Origin of the sequence: Paenibacillus sp. 79R4 (assembly GCF_013393165.1) — a bacterium.
Lineage (GTDB): Bacteria > Bacillota > Bacilli > Paenibacillales > Paenibacillaceae > Fontibacillus.
In genome coordinates, this window is the sequence record NZ_QJOT01000004.1 from 182,573 (window position 1) to 200,621 (window position 18,049).

Sequence of the window (18,049 nt, forward strand, 5' to 3'; positions counted from 1 at the left end):
GGATCACCTCAGCCTTCCTGCGCCGCTCGGCGCTGTATCGATAGTACGTTCTGGAACGGCTCCAGCACAGAGTGGATCTCGGCGCGAAGCTTGTCTCCTCTACACTCCTGAAGCAACATCTGCGCGCGTTCTAAAGACTGCTGCAGCAGTCCGCTCAGCTGCTCCTTCATATTGTATTTAATGAGCATAGAGCCCCATTCCCGTTCTCCGACACTATGACGACGCAGCATTTCTTTATCTTCCGACGTCCCGGTCTCCAGAATATGTAAGTAAGCGTAACCGCGTCGCTTTTCCGGTATACTGGAGCTGTGCTTCAATTCATCCATCACAACTTCGCAGCGGCTTAACTCAGTAAGCATCAATCTCCAGACATTCTGCTTGGATTTATCCAGCAGCCCGGAGAAAGCGAGGAACAGGCACATCTTCACCTGAGTGCTCTCTTTTAGATAATCCTCGGCCGTCAGCAGCATCTGCTTCAGCTTCGTATAGAGCTTGACCTTGAGCGAGTTCGCCTCGCATATCGCCGAGCTCATCGCCGATACCATATCGATCTCTCCAGCTCCTGCTAACAGGGCATAAAATACACTGCTGAAGTAGTCTCCGGCCAGCACCTTGAGCTGCCTGGAGCGCATCTTGCTCTCCTGCTGCTCACCGTCGCCAAGATCGATCAGATCGTGCGTATCCATTCCTGTCTGTACTAGAAAAGCCGCTAACGCGCAGTTCTCTGCCGATTTCTGCGTCACGTCCTCCCTGTCCGTCAGAAACGTATAAAGCAAACGAACACGGGGTACCGGGAAGTCCGGAAGCTCCGTGTGAGTTGAAATCATGTCATATTCAACATATTTTCTTGCCAGTTCCGTTATGCGATCAAGTCTCATCCTCTGCCTCCGAGCACCTATTACTGGCATCCAAATCGTTAAAAATAGCGATGCCACAATCCTGTATATTATATCACATGTTAATTCCCAGCGCACGAAAGACCTGTCTCAATTTACGACTGCCGCCATAAATTCGTCCTCGTAATATGGAACCATTGCAGCAAATCATCAGACAACTCCTGATCTCCGTGATTTCGCAGCATTTCCAGCGCACCCTGGGGCAACTCATTCTTATGAACATCCGCGGCCAGCAGCAAATATTTTGTGCCCAGCCAGCGATCCTCGGCAACCAGGCGCAGCAGCAGCTGATCAACGTTCGTCGTCCGCTCGAACGCAAATGAGCTCAACTCCGCCATCCCGGCATATAACCGACTCTTGTCGAATTGATCAGCCGTGACCTTCAAATCCACAGACAAAATCCCGCCATTCAGATCCACCTTGGATATGGGCACAGGAAGCTGCAGCGCAATCAATCCATCTACCAGATTGTCATCGTTCAGCTCTCCTGGCTGGCCAGCAGCAAAGACCGTATGGACCGCTGCATTCTCCAGCAGCCGCCCGTCCAGTTTGGATAGAACCGCCAGAAGGACCACGCTCAAGATCGATACGATAAGCAGTTGAAGCAGCCATTTCCGTCTCATGGGCCTTCCTCCTTCTTCTGTAATCAAGGAAATACAGTCTCATAAGGTTGTTTAAGAAGTCCCCTGTTGATTAACAAACCAATCGGAGCCCCCTTTTAAACGCGTATTTATTCTGTCCCTATCTCCATTGTACAAAAGAAAAAAGCAGGCTATGCCTGCAATCCCAAAATCATTCTTCCGTATCGATGATCCCATGTTTCGTATATACGACCGCTTTGCCTCTCACCTTCACGGCGGAGGTATGATCAGTAAACTGCGCAATGAGCACTTCACCCTTATCCAGCTTCTCCGTATGATGAAACCGCGTGTCTTTGCCGCGCGTTAAGCCGATGACCGTTACGCCTTGGTCCTTGGCCTTGACGACGAAGTAATCCCCGCCATTTGAGGTTTCATTCTCATCTTGATGACGCTGCTCCATGATCAACCGCTCCTTTTCTATTTCAGAACATCTCCTAAAAGAAAAGGCCGTGAACTAACGCCCACGGTCCTTCGCAAAAGAAGATATGTAGAAATCTTATTTAATTCCGTCTTTGAGCGCTTTACCCGGTTTGAAAGCGGGGATCTTGCTCGCAGGGATTTCGATTTCCTCTCCGGTTTGCGGATTACGTCCTTTACGTGCGGAACGCTCACGAACTTCAAAGTTACCAAAGCCAACCAGTTGAACTTTGTCTCCGCTTTGAAGTGCTTCGGAAATAGCTTCGAATACAGCATCAACCGCTTTGGTTGCATCCTTCTTGGACAATTCTGTGCTCTCAGCTACTTTGGATACCAAATCAGATTTATTCATTACAATTCACCTCCCTACTCTATAAAATACTTCACTCTGATATTCTGTGTTTCCGTTTTGCCGCAGAATATACGTTAAACCGCGTGATTCCCCTGTTTATACCTGATAAAAGTTGAATTTTACACTCTTTTCAGTGACGCGGAACAAATTTATAGTAATACAGGAAATCAATATTTTCAAGCTCTTTAACTTCAAGTAGCGATGAATAGGTAAAAAGTAACCGCATGCAGCCCATCGGCAGCACACGGTTACTTAGAGGAGGAAACCGGATATTTCATTCATTTGGACCTGCGTTCACCTTGAATCAGGAAGCAATTCAGGAAGTTATCCCGACATCGAATCTTGAACCCACCCGGGCCTTCCGGTGCTGGCAGCTAAGCCTTTGAATGTATTTACAAGATGATTGCGATCAGGCCGCCGGAGCCTTCGTTGATAATGCGGCCGAGCGTCTCTTGAAGCTTGTAGCGGGCATTATCCGGCATCATGGCAATTTTGCCCTGAATTCCTTCTCTGACGATCGAATGCAAGGAGCGACCAAAAATATCGGATTCCCAAATCTTAATCGGATCGTTCTCGAAGTCCTGCATCAGATAGCGAACGAGCTCTTCACTTTGCTTCTCTGTCCCGATAATCGGAGCAAATTCCGATTCGACATCGACCCGGATCATATGAATCGATGGAGCTGTCGCTTTCAAGCGTACACCGAATCTCGAACCTTGACGAATTAGTTCCGGCTCGTCGAGAGCCATCTCAGCCAGCGAAGGAGCGGCAATGCCGTAGCCCGTTGTCTTGACCATCTCCAGCGCCTCGGCGAAGCGGTCATACTCCCTCTTGGCGTGTGAAAATTCCTGCATCAGCTGAAGCAGATGATCCTTACCGCGAATCTCAACCCCAACGACCTCCATCAAGATGCGGTCATACAGGTCATCCGGCGCATAGAGATCAATCTCCGCTACACCTTGCCCCATGTTGAGACCGCTGAGGCCAGCCTTGTCGATGAAGTCGTATTCCATAAAATTACTGACGACACGATCCACATCCCGCAGACGGCGGATATCCTTGACCGTATCCCGTACAGAATTCTCGTAATTGCTGCGCAGCCAGTGGTTTTCATTCAGCACCATAACCCAGCTCGGCAGATTGACGTTAACTTCATGAACCGGAAATTCATACAGTACCTCTCGCAGAACGCCTGTTACGTCTTCCTCAGTCATCGTAGCTGCACTGAGCGTGATGACTGGAATATCATATTTAGCGGCGAGCTCTCCGCGAAGCTGCTGTGCTTCCTCGCTACTCGGCTTTGTCGAGTTGATAACCAATACGAACGGCTTACCGACTTCTTTCAATTCCGCTATTACCCGTTCCTCCGAGTCCACATAGGAATAACGCGGAATATCAGCAATCGTCCCGTCCGTCGTAACGACAACGCCTAGCGTGGAATGCTCCTGAATGACCTTGCGCGTGCCAATCTCTGCTGCTTCCTGGAACGGAATCGGTTCTTCGAACCAAGGCGTTGAGATCATGCGTGGACCATTCTCATCCTCGTAGCCCTTAGCGCCTTCTACCGCATAACCGACACAGTCTACTAACCTTACATTTACCTCAAGACCTTCAGAGACCTTGATCTGTACCGCATTGTTAGGCACAAATTTAGGCTCTGTCGTCATAATCGTCTTCCCGGCTGCACTCTGCGGAAGCTCATCCACTGCGCGGACCCGATCCGCTTCGTTGGTGATGTTCGGAAGTACGACGGTCTCCATAAAACGCTTGATAAATGTTGATTTCCCTGTGCGGACAGCTCCGACAACTCCGAGATAAATGTCGCCTCCAGTTCGTTCGGCAATGTCCTTATAAATGTCTACTTTCTCCAATACCAATGATATCCCCTCCTCAAATTTTGCCGAAGGAAAAATGCTTTGAGAGCATCCGCTTCGTCATTCTCATTCCTTAACGCCTACTGCTATAATAGGAGCGGCAGCTCCTCTTGCCCGTGCCCGCCGCCGCGAACCGCTGTGGAGTGAGACTGAACGAAAGCGGCGTTAACTCGTACATGCATTTGGACTAGTATCATCATATGTACCAGACGCGGATTTATGACGGAATTTCAAGAGAAACCGTTTTTTTAATTGAAGCGTCGCAAAGACGCCCTACGGGCATGATTCCGCCACATAGAATCCATATGATTATATGAGGTTAGTTATGACGGATAAAAAAAGAAGACTGCCAAAAAATATCCGGCAATCTTCTTTAATTCCTATATTACTTGCCCTATTTATACTACTAATCGTTACGCTATTTCCCGGTTGCCATAGCTGCAGGCGCTCCTTCCGACCAGCTGTAAGGCAGCGACTTGACAGGGACGTAATAGGAATGATCCGTTAAATATTCTCTAAGATCCTTCTCCTGATCTTCCTTTGCATCCAGCTGGGATTTATCAATCACCTGCATGATGTCAAAGGCATAATCAAGATAGACGATACCCTCATCATCTACAAGAAACGGCTGCTCCTGACCGGAGAAAACACTGCTCACCTTATAGTCTTGTGCATCGGCCAGCTTCAAATCAACCAGTTTCAGACCCGGGTAAGCCTCCGGCCCATCCTGGACAGGCGAAGCCCCGCCATGCTTGCTGCGGTAGCTATCGACCATTCGCTGTACATCATTTACTTTCTGAACGGTTAATAGATCCATAACCTTGACTGTAGGGTCCACTTCCTCATTTAAGACCAGGAAATAAACGCTGCCTCCTTGCTCAAATGCGGCGCTTGGCATCTCCTCCAAATAACCCTTATCATGCAGCTGAATCATATCAATCCGGTATTTCTCATATCTCGGCGTTTCCGGGCCGGCGGTAATGATCGGCAGTATGCCCGTGTCGGTCTGGAATTGATCAAGCGCCCGTTGAACACGCTCGACGCTCTCCCTGTAAGATCTTGTAGGGGTCTGTTCTTGCCCGCCTGGATACATACATCCCGATAATAGAATTAGCAGACAGGCAAGCATAACCAGACCCGGAAAAATCCTGGATTGCCGGCTCACGATATGACGGTTCAAGCGTTTCAACAAGCATCCCCCTTTGTTTATATCTCATCCAGCCTTTGCTGTTCCAATTGCTTTCTAATCGCCGCCTTCAGAGGGTCCTCGGGCAGCTCAACCTCAGCACTGCCGCAGATGATTGCCTGGCATGCCAGACGGTATCCTTCGTCAAGCAGCGAGCCAAGCTTGCGCCTCTCGGCATCATTAGGAGGCCGCAGCGCAGCGGCATGTTCGGGATTCACCTTGACCTTGCACATCAGGCAGGCCGCTTTCCCCCCACAACGTGTGGCGATATGCACCCTGGCTTCCCGGGCAGCACGGAGAACGCTTGTCCCTGGGCGTACTTTTACTACCTTTTGCGGAGGATTAAATCTTATCTGTGTCTGTCCCATCAGCGCTTATCCTCCAATCCTTTATGTGCTAGGCTTAATAGTCGGATTCTTGCCAGGGCCATGATAGCAGCGGCTGATCCAACAGCTCGGCCATCCTTGCGATCTGGTCCCGATTCCATTGATTCCGCTTCAGAAGGACGGCCAGTAGCGGCATATGCTTCTGAGGTTCCCTGCGCATCACAGCGGCAATATTCACATAACGGTCAGGACGGCCCCTCAGTACGTTAAAGACGAACTCATGAGCCAGAGGCATCAAGCTAAGCGACTGTCCCTGCACCCTCGTCTGCACTGCGGATGAGGCCAGCACCTCGGCGATCTCCGTACTATAGACACCGCCTTCCGACCTTACTTCGAATCCCCCGACCAATTCTATCGAAATCGAGCCTAAAGAGTATTGACTTAATACAGAGACATAACGCTCGGTTCGATCGAAATGCGGCTCATCTACCGCAATAGACTGCAATAATTCGTGAATCCGGTTCGCCTCATTTAAATCCGCATATACATCGATATCCCGCGGTGCAGCGGGGATCGCCACCCCTTGCAGCAGCAAGCTGCTGCTTCCCCCCAGCATCCAAAGGCCTTCCGCTTCCTGCAATCTTGCAGCCAGCTCTGTTAATGCAGGGATCATCCCGGGATACTTATTAATGTCAGACTTGATCCCATCCGTCATGTCATTCCCTCTTTTCTTAGTCTGCCTGAAATCCATCTATGTAATCGATATAAGTCCCGTCAGGAAGCCCGCCAACATAATTACGAAAGCAACCAGTGAAAGTATCCCCTTAAGCAGCCCTTTCGTCTTGGTTCTTGCAAACGTAATCAGAAATACGGACAAGCCCATGACGAGAATTGCGGCAATAGACAGCCACATTTTGGTCATTGCATCCAGAACCATATTTGTACACTCCTATAATCGGTTATTCAAAAAGTCCACCATCGGTAAGAAAATCTGATCAAGGCCCATTCAAGGAAAAGCGACCTTTTTGAACACGCGCTATAAATTTCCATTGATTGATATGATGAATATTATAGCATTTCGACCGAAAACAGGCTACGCGATTGCATAAAATAAAAATAACAAAAAAGCCCCACAGGAATTTATATCTCCTGCAGGACCATTCCCGACATAGCAGCACCATGATTAATGGAGATCAATGCCCACTTACTTCTTGATCATCATTTTCATCAGAGCTTGCATATTGCTCGCGTTCATGCCGCTCTTCTTCACTGCGCTGACGATTTCATTTATAGTACTCTCCGTAACCGGCACCTTGGCAGCCGCTGATACCTGTTTGATCAGCTTGCGCAGCTCGGCTTCATTTTGCATAGTAGACGGCTTCACATTGCTGGCCAGCTTCTTGACTGTGCCTTCTGTTATATTTTTACCACTTTTTTTGTTGATGGCATTAAGAGCATCCTTGGAAAAATTGTTCATTCGTTCGCCTCCTCCGTTGTCCTCTTTCCCATAGTATGAGAACGGAACGAAAAAGGTGAGTGGGCTTCCTGCTCAGAAAATAAGTAGGCCATCCCCTGCCATCAGCCTGCTTCCTGGTTGACGGAAAACGGTATGCTCTTATCTACTTATGCCAGGTTTCCCAGGTCTCGATGGACATCAGTTCCATCTCCGTCTTCTTATCGCGCCCCATTAGAGCTTCCACCGCTGTCCTGGGATCGAGACCCTCGAACAGAACCTGATAGAGCTGCTGGGTAATCGGCATCTGTACCTTGTACATATCAGAAAGCGTATGGGCCGCTTTCGTGGTGCGAATTCCTTCCACAACCATGCCCATAGAACTTAACACCGTCTCCAGCTTCTTGCCTTCGCCAAGCATATAACCAGCACGCCAGTTACGGCTATGACGGCTTGTCGCAGTAACGACAAGGTCGCCAACTCCCGCCAGCCCGGCAAAAGTAAGCGGATTGGCCCCCATCTCCGCACCGATTCGAGTAATCTCGGCGAGTCCGCGTGTCAGCAAAGCTGCTTTGGCATTATCCCCAAAGCCCAGACCGTCGGACATCCCCGCGCCAAGCGCGATAATGTTCTTCAGCGCTCCCGCCAGTTCGACCCCGACCATGTCGCGATTCGTATAAACGCGGAAATAAGGATTCATGAACAGATCCTGAGCACGAATAGCCATTGAGTCGTCCAGAGCCGCTACGACCACTGTCGTCGGGCAGCGCTTCACAACTTCCTCGGCATGGCTCGGTCCGGAGAGAACGACGATCCGCCCTTCCTCGCATTCGAGTTCCTCCGCAATTACCGTAGAGATACGCTTGAGTGATTCGGTTTCAAAGCCCTTGGTAGCATGCACCACCAACATCCCTTCCGTCCAATATGGACGCATCTGCCGGGCAACTTCACGAATCGCAGCTGAAGGGGCGACGATAACTACGGCCTCAGCCTCGTCCATCGCCTCATGCATGTCCGTCGTAGCGGTCAAATTCGGAGGTAAAGTAACCCCAGGCAGAAAACGTCCATTGGTATGGAGACGGTTGATTTCGTCCTTTTGCGACTCATTGCGAGTCCAGATGACAACATTCATCTCCTTATCCGCCAGCACGCTTGCGAGCGCTGTTCCCCAACTTCCCGCTACCAGTACAGCAACCTTCCTAGCCAACGTTGCTCCCTCCCTTAGAACCTAGCTTATTCTCTCTGCCCTGCAGAATCTTGACGATATTTGTCCGATGTCTCCAGATCGCAAAGAGACAAATGAGCAAACTAACCCAAAAATATGGACCAACGCCTTCAAATATAACGAGAAAAACAGGCGTTAACAACACGAATAATAATGAACCTAGAGACACGTATCTCGTAAATACGATCGAAAGAATCGCGATTATTCCAGCATATAATGCCGGAAAGAAGAACAGGGATGCCATAACTCCAATTGTGGAAGCAATCCCCTTGCCTCCACGGAAACGGAAGTAGACCGGCCAATTATGACCAATAATAACCGCAATCCCGCATAGCGCAGGCAACCATACAGAACCATCGCCTAGCCAGCGCCCTATCCAGACTGCGGCGATCCCTTTCAGCACATCAAGCGTTAACACGAGAATCGCCGGCCCTTTTCCAAGTACCCGAAGCGTATTAGTAGCACCGGCGTTGCCGCTGCCATGCTGACGAATATCGATTCCCTTGATCGCCTTGGCAATCACCACACTAAAGCTGACCGAACCAAGCAAATAAGAAGCAAGAACTGCAATGACGGATAAAATCAACTTGTCGTCCTCTCCTAACCCTCATCAGACTTACGCCGCGTGAACAGACGGATCGGCGTACCTTCAAAATCAAAAGCGGCGCGGATCTTATTCTCCAGATAACGTTCATAGGAGAAGTGCATCAGCTCCGGATCATTAACAAACACAACGATCGTCGGAGGTTTAACCGCTACCTGAGTCACATAATTAATCCGCAGTCTTCTGCCTTTATCCGTTGGCGGCGGGTTGATAGCCACCGCATCCGAGACGACATCATTCAGCAGATGAGTCTGAATCCGCTTCGTATGTTGATCAGCAACATGCTGCACAACCGGAAGCAGCTTGTGGAGTCTTTGCTTCGTCTTTGCTGACAGAAATACGACGGGAGCATAGGTCATGAACAAGAAATGATCGCGTATCTTCTGCTCAAACTGGTGCATCGTCTTGTCATCCTTCTCAACGACATCCCATTTGTTCACAACAAATGCAGAAGCCTTGCCTGCTTCATAAGCGTAGCCGGCAATATGCTTGTCCTGTTCAATAATTCCTTCTTCCCCATTGATGAGCACTAGCACGACATCAGCGCGCTCGATCGCCTTCATCGCACGCATTACGCTATATTTCTCAGTCGTCTCGTACACCTTGCCCCGCTTGCGCATACCAGCCGTATCAATCAATACATACTTCTGGCCGTCCCTCTCAAACGGAGTATCGACAGCATCGCGGGTTGTTCCGGCGATGTCGCTGACAATTACGCGCTCCTCGCCCAATATCGCATTAACAAGCGAGGATTTACCCACGTTCGGACGTCCAATCAAGGCTACCCGGATCACATCTTCATCGTACTCATCATCCGTCAGCTCTGGCAGATTCTCAACGATCGCATCCAGCAGATCGCCGATTCCGGTGCCGTGGCTGCCGGATACGCCAATAGGCTCGCCGAAGCCGAGATTGTAAAATTCATAAATAAAATCCTGACGCCCGATGTTATCTACCTTGTTAACAGCGACAATGACAGGCTTACCGCTGCGATAGAGCATGGTGGCTACTTCTTCATCCGCACCGGTCACTCCTGTCTTAGCATCACACATGAACACGATTACGTCAGCTTCCTCAATCGCCAGTTCAGCTTGCATCCGAATCAACTTCAGAATCGGTTCTTCATCGCTAAGCTCAATACCCCCTGTGTCGATAACGCTGAACGGTACCCCATTCCATTCCGCCGTGCCGTAGATCCGATCCCGTGTAATTCCCGGCTTGTCTTCAACAATTGCCAGACGATCGCCAATCAAACGGTTAAAGATTGTAGATTTGCCTACATTCGGCCTACCGACAATGGCCACTACGGGTCTTGCCATAAGCATTCCTCCTAAAATCGTTCAAAATCTATATTCACTTCCTGTTGATTATCCCGTAAAAAATACGCCTAAATAATCATAGCAAAAAAATACTGAATTGGCTAACTATAGTGTTGCCAAAAAAAACAGCGAACCCACATAAGAGGGTCCGCCGATCTCAAAAGCTAATATCCGCTTATTTCAATTTGCTCAGCTTGTCTCCAAAACGTTCGCCCAGAGTAATGCTAAGTCCTTGGTTGCTAAGGGAAACATTAGGATTATCGCCCAGATCTTCTTTTCTTACGCTGCTGCCTTTCGAAGGCTTCTCGCTCTTAGGCGCCGGAGCTGGTGCTTCTTCCGTTTCCTTAATGCTCAGGCTCGCACGTTTTTCAGATGCGTTGAGGTCCAAAATTTTAACTTGAACCGTTTGGCCTTCCTTCAACACTTCAAACGGCGTGCCGATATGTTTATGAGAAATTTGCGAAATATGAACAAGTCCTTCAACGCCTGGAGCGATTTCAACAAACGCTCCGAAATTAACAAGACGTTTTACTTCACCGCTCACGATATCGCCAATATGGAATTGCTCACTAGCCGAATCCCAAGGTCCTGGCAAAGCAGCTTTGATGCTCAGGCTGATCTTACCTTTCTCAGGGTCAACCTTGAGGACTTTAACCTTGACTTTATCTCCTTCAGAGAGGACGTCAGCCGGTTTGTCAACATGGCTCCACGAGATTTCAGATACGTGTACAAGTCCGTCCACGCCGCCCACATCAACAAATGCGCCGAATTGGGTCAAACGCTGTACTGTACCTTCGATTACTTGACCTTCAGCAAGGCCAGCCATTACCTTTTGCTTGTTAGCTTCGAATTCTTCATCGAGAACATCCTTTTGGGACAGGATTACTTTGTTGTTCTCTTTGTCGATTTCTTTCACTTTTACGCGAAGCGTACGGCCTTTGTAATCGCTGAAATCTTCAACAAAATGGCGTTCAACCATGGAAGCCGGAATGAAGCCGCGCAGACCTACGTCAACAACGAGGCCGCCCTTAACAACGTCGGCAACAGTAACTTCGAAGGTTTCTTGGCTGTCCAAGCGAGCTTGCAATTCATCCCAAGCGTTCTCGCTGTCGATTGCACGTTTGGAGAGAACCAGACGCTCCTTCTCGTCGTCGATGCTGACAACCTTAGTCTCAACCTCTTGACCAACCTGTACGGCGTCCGCAATGTTGTCCAGGTGGACGGAGGACAATTCACGAATAGGAATAACGCCGTCATATTTATATCCAATGCTGACATAAGCTTGGTTATCCTCGATTTTGACGATCGTTCCTGTTACGGTGTCCCCTTTTTTCAAGGATACGATTTGCTCCATTTCTTCTTGGCTTGCCTCAACGGCTTCCAAGCCATTCTTTGTTTCTTCCGACATGTCAATAACCTCCTCAATTCAAAAAAAACCATTTATTTAAACTCGCTAGTAGCGTAGTTCAAAACAATTCACGGATATAGCTTACCAATTATCCCCTATCTTCATGCATTTGCAATAAAATAGGTTTTCCAGTTATATCGATTGTTTCAGTTCTGCAATTCGGGACATAATGGCATCTGTGGCCAGATCAACCGCTTCGGTCTTTGGCGCTTCCTTGAACTGGGCCATATCGATCGGCTCGCCGTATACTACAATCGTTTTACGAAAAAGCTTATAATTGCCGATAATCGCTGCAGGAACGACGGCTGCATCACTACGAAGCGCAAAGGTTGCGGCCCCTTTCTTGCCTACTCCCATATCTTCCCCTTTGGCACGGTGGCCTTCAGGAAAAATGCCCATTACATGTCCATCACGAAGCAAAGTCAGGGAAGTCTTGATCGATTCCTTGCTTACGCTGCCGCGTTTGACAGGGAAAGCTCCTAGCTCTTTAATTAGCCAGCCCAGGCCGACGATATCGAATAATTCCTTCTTGGCCATAAAATGAACCTTGCGATCCAACAAAATGCCGATCGTTGGAGGATCGAGCAGACTGATATGATTAGCACATAGCAGCACTCCCCCTTCTTGAGGAATATTCTCCATTCCCTTCGCTTCCAAACGGAACAGTGCCTTATAGATTATTCGAAGCACTGCGCGACAAAAGCTATAAATCATCTATACTTCTCCCTCTCTCCCTTGTATGCTCTGCGCCCGGGATACGATAAATTGAGCCACCTCATCAATCGACATATTTGTCGTATCCAGTAGAATCGCATCCTCAGCCTGACGAAGCGGAGATATCGTCCGTTCCCGGTCAAGGCGATCACGCTCTGCGATATCAAGTTCAAGCTGCTCCAAAGTGATGTCGCTTTGTTCCTTCATTTCCTTGTATCTGCGAAGAGCTCTCTCCTCAATGCTTGCGGTCATAAATATTTTGACTTCCGCATCCGGGAGCACCGTAGTTCCGATATCACGGCCATCCATGACGACCCCTTTACGCAAAGCCATTTGCTGCTGCAGTGAGACAAGCCTGCTCCGCAGCCCCTCGATTTGCGCATATCGGGACACTATGGCGTTAACGGCAATCGAACGAATCTCTTCTGTGACATCTCTGCCATCAACCAGCACCTGCTGTCCGTTCTCTCCGGGAATCAGCTCGATTTCCAGACGGTTTACCGCTTGCAACACTTGATCCACATCTTCCGAAGATATGCCTTGCTGGAGCATAGACCAGGTGGCAGCCCGGTACATCGCACCGGTATCTACATAAACATAGGACAACTTGCCTGCTACCTTACGGGCAATAGTACTCTTACCTGCCCCGGCTGGCCCGTCAATCGCGATGTTGATTCTGCCGTTAGCTTTAGACGCTGCACTTGCCAATGGGGCATTCCTCCTCAAAAACGGGTCTCAAGAAAAAAGCAGGCTTTGCCTGCGACGTGAAAATTATACCACACATAACTAAGGGATGCAAAAGAGAATAGCGCGAAAAGAGTAATATTAGCGCCTATTTTCCCGTTGAATCGGAACCCCCTCAAACTTATCTGCGGATGAAAGCCAATGTCTGATTTCAGGGATCCGAAGTGCCGCTTGCAGCAGACATAAACTGATCACCAGCAATAGGATAATTCTTCTCAGCCACCGCTCAATCGGCCTGCAAACCCGCAAGAACAGCTCCGTATATTCGCGTGCGTCCCGGTCATTCACCCTGATCGCCCCCTGTCCTTATTAGAGTAGTTCAAGAAAGTCTGCTATTGAAAGGTGCAGCGACTTTTTGGAACACTCTCTTTAGGTATTTCCTAATTTGAGGCAGGGGAATCATTTCATGATCAACGATTCTTGAAGTCAAATTGCCGTTCAAAGCAGTAGCGAATAATCTTCTGACGCTCCATATCGGAGATACTGACCAGCTTCAGCATGGCGATCAATCGATCGGTCTCCAGCTTCTTAATGCGTACAATCTCGGCTTCAAAAGGGACATGATCAATGGAACCGTTCTTGTATGGAATCAGCAGCCAGCAATATAACTGATCCCCTTGGGAAAGCTTGTATTTACTGTCGCATTTAAAAGAGACACCGCCTCCGCCGACATCCTCGGTATAGGTGACAAACCGGGCGTTGTCCTTCATTCTTACCGCGATCTCCAGATCTGCCACCACCCGGAGGAAATCCCTCCGTTGAATCTTGGTAATCGTCTCTGGCTCCGGTTTGCGAATCCGTATCATCTGTACCTTATCATCTGCAAAGCCGGTTACGTATGTATTAAAAAAATTCTTGATCCCGCCCTCAGACAGAAAATATACAGAAAGCTCGTCCCCAATAACAAGCCGCTTGAGTCTCCCTGTTCCGCTCTCGATCGGTACTTCAATCAAAAATGAATCTTCATCATCGTCGGCAATGCGCGATTTATACTCCTTCTCTTGCACCTTCTTGTCAACAGAAGCGACATGGATGTAGACAAGATCATTTACTTTCGGGTACAAGCTTTCACCTCCTAGGTCAACATTACACATTAAATTATATCACGCTATCCCCAGACAGGAGATACAGAATTTCAAAACATTCCTTAAAGCAAGAAGAGCCGGATCAGCTCCTTTTTAAAAGGCGCTCGATCCAGCTCTTGTTTGGGTTTTGCAGTTGTTAAGCCTGCTTCTTATTCTTTTGCTTTTGTGGGGTTTTGGAGTTCTCCGTCTGATTCGTTGGTTTATTGCTTCTTACCTCTTCGATATTCTCTTCGGTCCCGTTCTCTGCATTAATATAAATACGATATTCCGTACCGTTGATTGAACCGCCAAATTCATAGGTCAGCACTTTGTCAGACAGTTCATTCTTAATGAGCGAAAGCCGGTTGTATTTCTCCTTAAAGTCAGAATTCAAATACTTCCTCGCCTGTTCAACCGTCAGTTTCGGCTTTGGAATCTTCTGGTTGACCTCACGCTCATAGACATAATCACTGGCCTGAAGCCCGGTAACCTGTCCGTTGTCCAGACCTACACGCACCGTAACTTTCTCCGGATAGATCAAGACATCTCCTTGTTTACTAACAAAGGTTAAGCTGCCGATATTGTCATATTGATCATAGGATACCGGAGTCATATCAGGGTACCCTTTCTCCTTTAGAAACTTCTCCGATTCAGCTCTTGCTTCTTTATAGCCTAGTGATCTCTGTCCAATTGTCCGTTCGCAGGAATAGGATATCAGATGTCCGCCGTTACGGGTATAATCCAGCGTATAAGTCTCATCCTTCTTGCCATTGGACTTGGCAGTGTAGGAAGCCCACTCCGTACCGCGTCCATTCTCGACAACTTTGATGTCACCGTTTTGATGCCCGATAAATTGAGCTGCTTTTTGCTTGATATTCGCCGCTGTAATCGGAGTCCCGCCCAGCTTCTTCACCGACCGTTTGGTGTACATGCTGGATACGGACGGGCCCCAGTCAAGCTCAGGGTATTCCCCTACTTTTTTATCCACCGTTTTGAAGCCATCGATAATCGTATTATCCTTCGCTTCTTTATTCGTCGCCAACGCGGTCTCTACGTCCATCCAACGCAGACGATTGGAGATAACCTTGTCCTGAACGTCTTGAAGATCCTTGGAGATTTGTGCCGAGCTATTGTAGAGCTCTTTCAAATTTTTAACCTCATTATCCGTTAACGGCTGCTTGGTCAAATCGCGAACCGCTGTCTGATAAGAGAAGTTAGAGATCCGTGACAGGAACTCCTCGGTCTTGCTGAAAGGGAGCATCGTAAGCGGAAGCTGGTTGATCTCATTTTGCGCTTCGCTTGTAATTCTCCAGACATTAACCAGACCCTTGCGCTGGGAGCCGGTCGATGCCGAATGAACCGCCAGCGTGTTGCCAAGCTGACTATGAAGCCGATCGACGTGATACGACAAGTCATGGAAAGCGCGCTGATATTGGTTCTCGGCTTTGATCAAGATCGAGTTCTTCTCCTGATTCTCCTGATAACCCCATACCAATGCGCCGATTAATAAAAGAGTGGCAATAGGAAATAAAATCGCACTCAAACGTTTATACATTGGCTAAAGCTCCTTTCTTCATCTAAGCTGTGCTTATTTTGAGTTGAAAAAAGAAGCTTTATTCATACAGTCTGGAAAATTAGGATATCCGCACCGAACTATAGTGCTTCCTCGATCAAAAAATCATCGCGATTGTCGCATAGACACTGCTTAAAGCCTGTTTCGATCTGATCTTTATCCTTATCTTTCCTCCCCCGCAAAATAAAACGTTCACCACATGCTTTGCAGGTTATAGTAATTTTGATGCGCATAGCAAAAAGGCACCCCTTCCAGTTAACGAATCATTTACCCGCAATATCTGGATTTAGGATGCCCAATTTGTAGTCATATTAATCTTGACCTCCCGCCTCAGTAAGACGGAAGGGAGAACGTTTTGTCGCCCGATAGATTTTGCCCAAGCCTCCATACCAGAAAAAAGCCATCAGCGGAACGATATACCATATCCAATATTGCGATAAGTTATCTAGTATCCAATCATAGACCCCGTGCCAGAATAAAGGCAGCAGAAGCGAGAAGATTAAATACTTCCGGTTGCTCCACCCGGTCGAGAATTTCGCGCGACCCAAGTAATATCCCATCATAACGCCAAACATGGCATGTCCCGATACCGGCAGCAAAGCTCGGACCATCATCGTTCCCATGGTAGCGTGGCTGGCAAAGGCATAGATTACATTCTCGACGGTTGCGAAGCCAAGCGATATGGCCGTTGCATAAAGAATACCGTCATAAGGCTCATCAAACTCGGTATGGTGATATATAAGATAAAATAGAACAAACCATTTTAACGCCTCTTCAACGCCGGCGGAGACAACAAAAGCTTGCACCATCGGGCCGTCTCCCAGCCAAATCGTCAGACCGCGCTGAAATATCATGACCGGCAAAATGACCAGAAATCCGATCAGAAACACCTTAAGAACCATCTGCAACGGTTCAGCATCGTACTTGTCCCTGAGATAGAAATAAGTAAGCAGGGCGATACCTGGAGCGACCGCTGCAGTTAAGATTGAGAAAATTAGCAAACGGGATACCTCCTTGTATCGTCCCTTATCTCAAAAATAGCTGACCTAAAAAGTCTGCTTAATTTTGTAATTTAAAATGGCTGCATATCACTTCCACAGCATTCTCTGCGATGACTATGCTCCCGTATTCCTCCAGCACAGCTGAGGTTACCGGTGTAGCATCGCCGAATTCCGCCATAACTGCGATAATGGCCTGTATCTTGGTCTCTTCAAGAGGCTCAGGATCTACTTGCAGAATCCATTTGTTATTATATTTATACAGTCTGCCGACATTTTCAAGCATATGATTAAGAACGTGAGCCGCTTCGATCAATGTTTCGAAATCATCGAAAGAATACAGAATGGTGTCACTGCTCTCTAAGGTTACTTCCATTTCATATACTTCATCCGGCAATTCATCCTCATAAGACGACCCAAATCCAGGATGATGATGGTCATATTTCCCGCGTGTAACAATTACGACCATCCCTTGTGCAGGCAAAGCGATCACTTCAACAGCTAAAGGACCGGTAGCATCGAATCCAACTTCCTTGTATGCCTGATCCATCATTTCAGTAAACAAGTCGTGAACCTTGGGAATCTCTTGCCACATATCCTCTTTCTGAATACCACGCTCGCTCAGATCATCAAAAGTAAGGAAAATCCGTATCTTATCCTGGCCAAGTCTTTCTATCCTCATACAGGATCCTCCTCTCATGCCGTTGTTATAACAAATTATGAAACGTGCTTTAATATGTGATGGAAATGGTTCTTTGTATGTATGTTATCATTTATTTTGCGTAAATGCACGTAATAATGTTAGGCAAAAAAAGAATCATTTCTCGCCGAATTATCGTATTCTGCGAAAAATGATTCCATAAAGCAAGTTTCAACTACTGGTTGGCTCTATTCAGATATTACAATCCTGGAATCTGTGTGTTGCTTTCCTTAAGAATGGACTCAACTTCATGCAACACTTCCGGATTCCCCTTAATAAAATCTTTGATCTGGCTTACAGTGTATTCCTTCGAATGATCCGCTGTGGACGATGAGCTCTGACTGGGAAACACCTGGGCACTCAGCGTGCTCCCACGGCTACTCGTCGATCTAGCCTGCCCGTTATGGCATTCCTTCCCCGTCTTCATACCCGCCAGGCTCAAAGCTGAACCTGCCTCGCTCATCATTGACATCCAGTTGAATTTACGTTTGGATGCCATGACTCCAGCAGCGGCACCGAGGATAACTCCGCATAAGAATGTGGAAGATCTCACCT

At 48.0% G+C, this 18,049-nt stretch carries 22 protein-coding genes; all 22 read right to left on the minus strand.

Annotated features, from left to right (window positions below; all coding sequences use genetic code 11):
* Nucleotides 1-8 precede the first annotated feature (8 nt).
* On the minus strand, nt 9-878 hold the full coding sequence (locus DMN77_RS06760; RefSeq protein WP_179014130.1) for a heptaprenyl diphosphate synthase component 1: 870 nt from the start codon (nt 876-878) through the stop codon (nt 9-11).
* A gap of 113 nt (nt 879-991) precedes the next feature.
* A complete protein-coding gene (locus DMN77_RS06765; protein WP_179014131.1) occupies nt 992-1,519 on the minus strand; it encodes a hypothetical protein in 528 nt (175 codons plus the stop codon).
* 169 nt (nt 1,520-1,688) lie between these two features.
* Complete coding sequence (gene mtrB / locus DMN77_RS06770) at nt 1,689-1,937, minus strand: trp RNA-binding attenuation protein MtrB (RefSeq protein ID WP_068781749.1); 249 nt, start codon at nt 1,935-1,937, stop codon at nt 1,689-1,691.
* A 96-nt stretch (nt 1,938-2,033) separates the two neighbouring features.
* Nucleotides 2,034-2,306 (minus strand): HU family DNA-binding protein, encoded by a 273-nt coding sequence (locus DMN77_RS06775; RefSeq protein WP_068781750.1) that lies wholly within the window; start codon nt 2,304-2,306, stop codon nt 2,034-2,036.
* Nucleotides 2,307-2,698: 392 nt separating this feature from the next.
* Nucleotides 2,699-4,177, minus strand: a complete 1,479-nt coding sequence (spoIVA, locus tag DMN77_RS06780) for a stage IV sporulation protein A (protein ID WP_068781828.1) — start codon at nt 4,175-4,177, stop codon at nt 2,699-2,701.
* Nucleotides 4,178-4,598: 421 nt separating this feature from the next.
* Nucleotides 4,599-5,369 (minus strand): DUF3939 domain-containing protein, encoded by a 771-nt coding sequence (locus tag DMN77_RS06785; RefSeq protein ID WP_229521067.1) that lies wholly within the window; start codon nt 5,367-5,369, stop codon nt 4,599-4,601.
* Nucleotides 5,370-5,386: 17 nt separating this feature from the next.
* Nucleotides 5,387-5,734, minus strand: coding sequence for a 2Fe-2S iron-sulfur cluster-binding protein (locus tag DMN77_RS06790; protein ID WP_068781751.1), 348 nt, complete (start codon nt 5,732-5,734; stop codon nt 5,387-5,389).
* Nucleotides 5,735-5,768: 34 nt separating this feature from the next.
* The gene (locus DMN77_RS06795; RefSeq protein ID WP_256872271.1) at nt 5,769-6,407 is read right to left on the minus strand and encodes a nucleotidyltransferase family protein; all 639 of its coding nucleotides are present in this window, start codon (nt 6,405-6,407) and stop codon (nt 5,769-5,771) included.
* 36 nt (nt 6,408-6,443) lie between these two features.
* The gene (locus tag DMN77_RS06800) at nt 6,444-6,623 is read right to left on the minus strand and encodes a DUF2768 family protein (RefSeq protein WP_068781831.1); all 180 of its coding nucleotides are present in this window, start codon (nt 6,621-6,623) and stop codon (nt 6,444-6,446) included.
* A 273-nt stretch (nt 6,624-6,896) separates the two neighbouring features.
* The gene (locus DMN77_RS06805) at nt 6,897-7,169 is read right to left on the minus strand and encodes a stage VI sporulation protein F (RefSeq protein ID WP_068781752.1); all 273 of its coding nucleotides are present in this window, start codon (nt 7,167-7,169) and stop codon (nt 6,897-6,899) included.
* Between the two features lie 142 nt (nt 7,170-7,311).
* Nucleotides 7,312-8,352, minus strand: a complete 1,041-nt coding sequence (locus DMN77_RS06810; protein ID WP_179014133.1) for an NAD(P)H-dependent glycerol-3-phosphate dehydrogenase — start codon at nt 8,350-8,352, stop codon at nt 7,312-7,314.
* Nucleotides 8,345-8,956, minus strand: coding sequence for a glycerol-3-phosphate 1-O-acyltransferase PlsY (gene plsY, locus DMN77_RS06815; RefSeq protein ID WP_068781754.1), 612 nt, complete (start codon nt 8,954-8,956; stop codon nt 8,345-8,347). Before plsY ends, DMN77_RS06810 begins: the two co-directional genes overlap by 8 nt.
* Nucleotides 8,957-8,970: 14 nt before the next feature.
* Nucleotides 8,971-10,293, minus strand: coding sequence for a ribosome biogenesis GTPase Der (der, locus tag DMN77_RS06820; RefSeq protein WP_068781755.1), 1,323 nt, complete (start codon nt 10,291-10,293; stop codon nt 8,971-8,973).
* A gap of 175 nt (nt 10,294-10,468) precedes the next feature.
* Nucleotides 10,469-11,701: a 30S ribosomal protein S1 gene (rpsA, locus tag DMN77_RS06825; RefSeq protein ID WP_179014134.1), complete on the minus strand. Its 1,233-nt coding sequence runs from the start codon at nt 11,699-11,701 to the stop codon at nt 10,469-10,471.
* A 132-nt stretch (nt 11,702-11,833) separates the two neighbouring features.
* Nucleotides 11,834-12,415 carry a lysophospholipid acyltransferase family protein gene (locus DMN77_RS06830; protein ID WP_068781757.1) on the minus strand — a complete coding sequence of 194 codons (582 nt, stop codon included), beginning with the start codon at nt 12,413-12,415 and terminating at the stop codon, nt 11,834-11,836.
* Nucleotides 12,416-13,123 carry a (d)CMP kinase gene (cmk, locus tag DMN77_RS06835; protein WP_068781758.1) on the minus strand — a complete coding sequence of 236 codons (708 nt, stop codon included), beginning with the start codon at nt 13,121-13,123 and terminating at the stop codon, nt 12,416-12,418.
* Nucleotides 13,124-13,240: 117 nt separating this feature from the next.
* Nucleotides 13,241-13,447, minus strand: coding sequence for a hypothetical protein (locus tag DMN77_RS06840; protein ID WP_218652900.1), 207 nt, complete (start codon nt 13,445-13,447; stop codon nt 13,241-13,243).
* Between the two features lie 122 nt (nt 13,448-13,569).
* On the minus strand, nt 13,570-14,223 hold the full coding sequence (locus DMN77_RS06845) for a flagellar brake protein (RefSeq protein ID WP_179014135.1): 654 nt from the start codon (nt 14,221-14,223) through the stop codon (nt 13,570-13,572).
* Between the two features lie 157 nt (nt 14,224-14,380).
* Nucleotides 14,381-15,778, minus strand: coding sequence for a germination protein YpeB (gene ypeB / locus DMN77_RS06850; RefSeq protein WP_179014136.1), 1,398 nt, complete (start codon nt 15,776-15,778; stop codon nt 14,381-14,383).
* Between the two features lie 329 nt (nt 15,779-16,107).
* A complete protein-coding gene (prsW, locus tag DMN77_RS06855; protein WP_068781762.1) occupies nt 16,108-16,797 on the minus strand; it encodes a glutamic-type intramembrane protease PrsW in 690 nt (229 codons plus the stop codon).
* 58 nt (nt 16,798-16,855) lie between these two features.
* On the minus strand, nt 16,856-17,476 hold the full coding sequence (locus DMN77_RS06860; protein ID WP_068781763.1) for a genetic competence negative regulator: 621 nt from the start codon (nt 17,474-17,476) through the stop codon (nt 16,856-16,858).
* A 217-nt stretch (nt 17,477-17,693) separates the two neighbouring features.
* Nucleotides 17,694-18,047 (minus strand): hypothetical protein, encoded by a 354-nt coding sequence (locus DMN77_RS06865; RefSeq protein WP_068781764.1) that lies wholly within the window; start codon nt 18,045-18,047, stop codon nt 17,694-17,696.
* Nucleotides 18,048-18,049 lie beyond the last annotated feature (2 nt).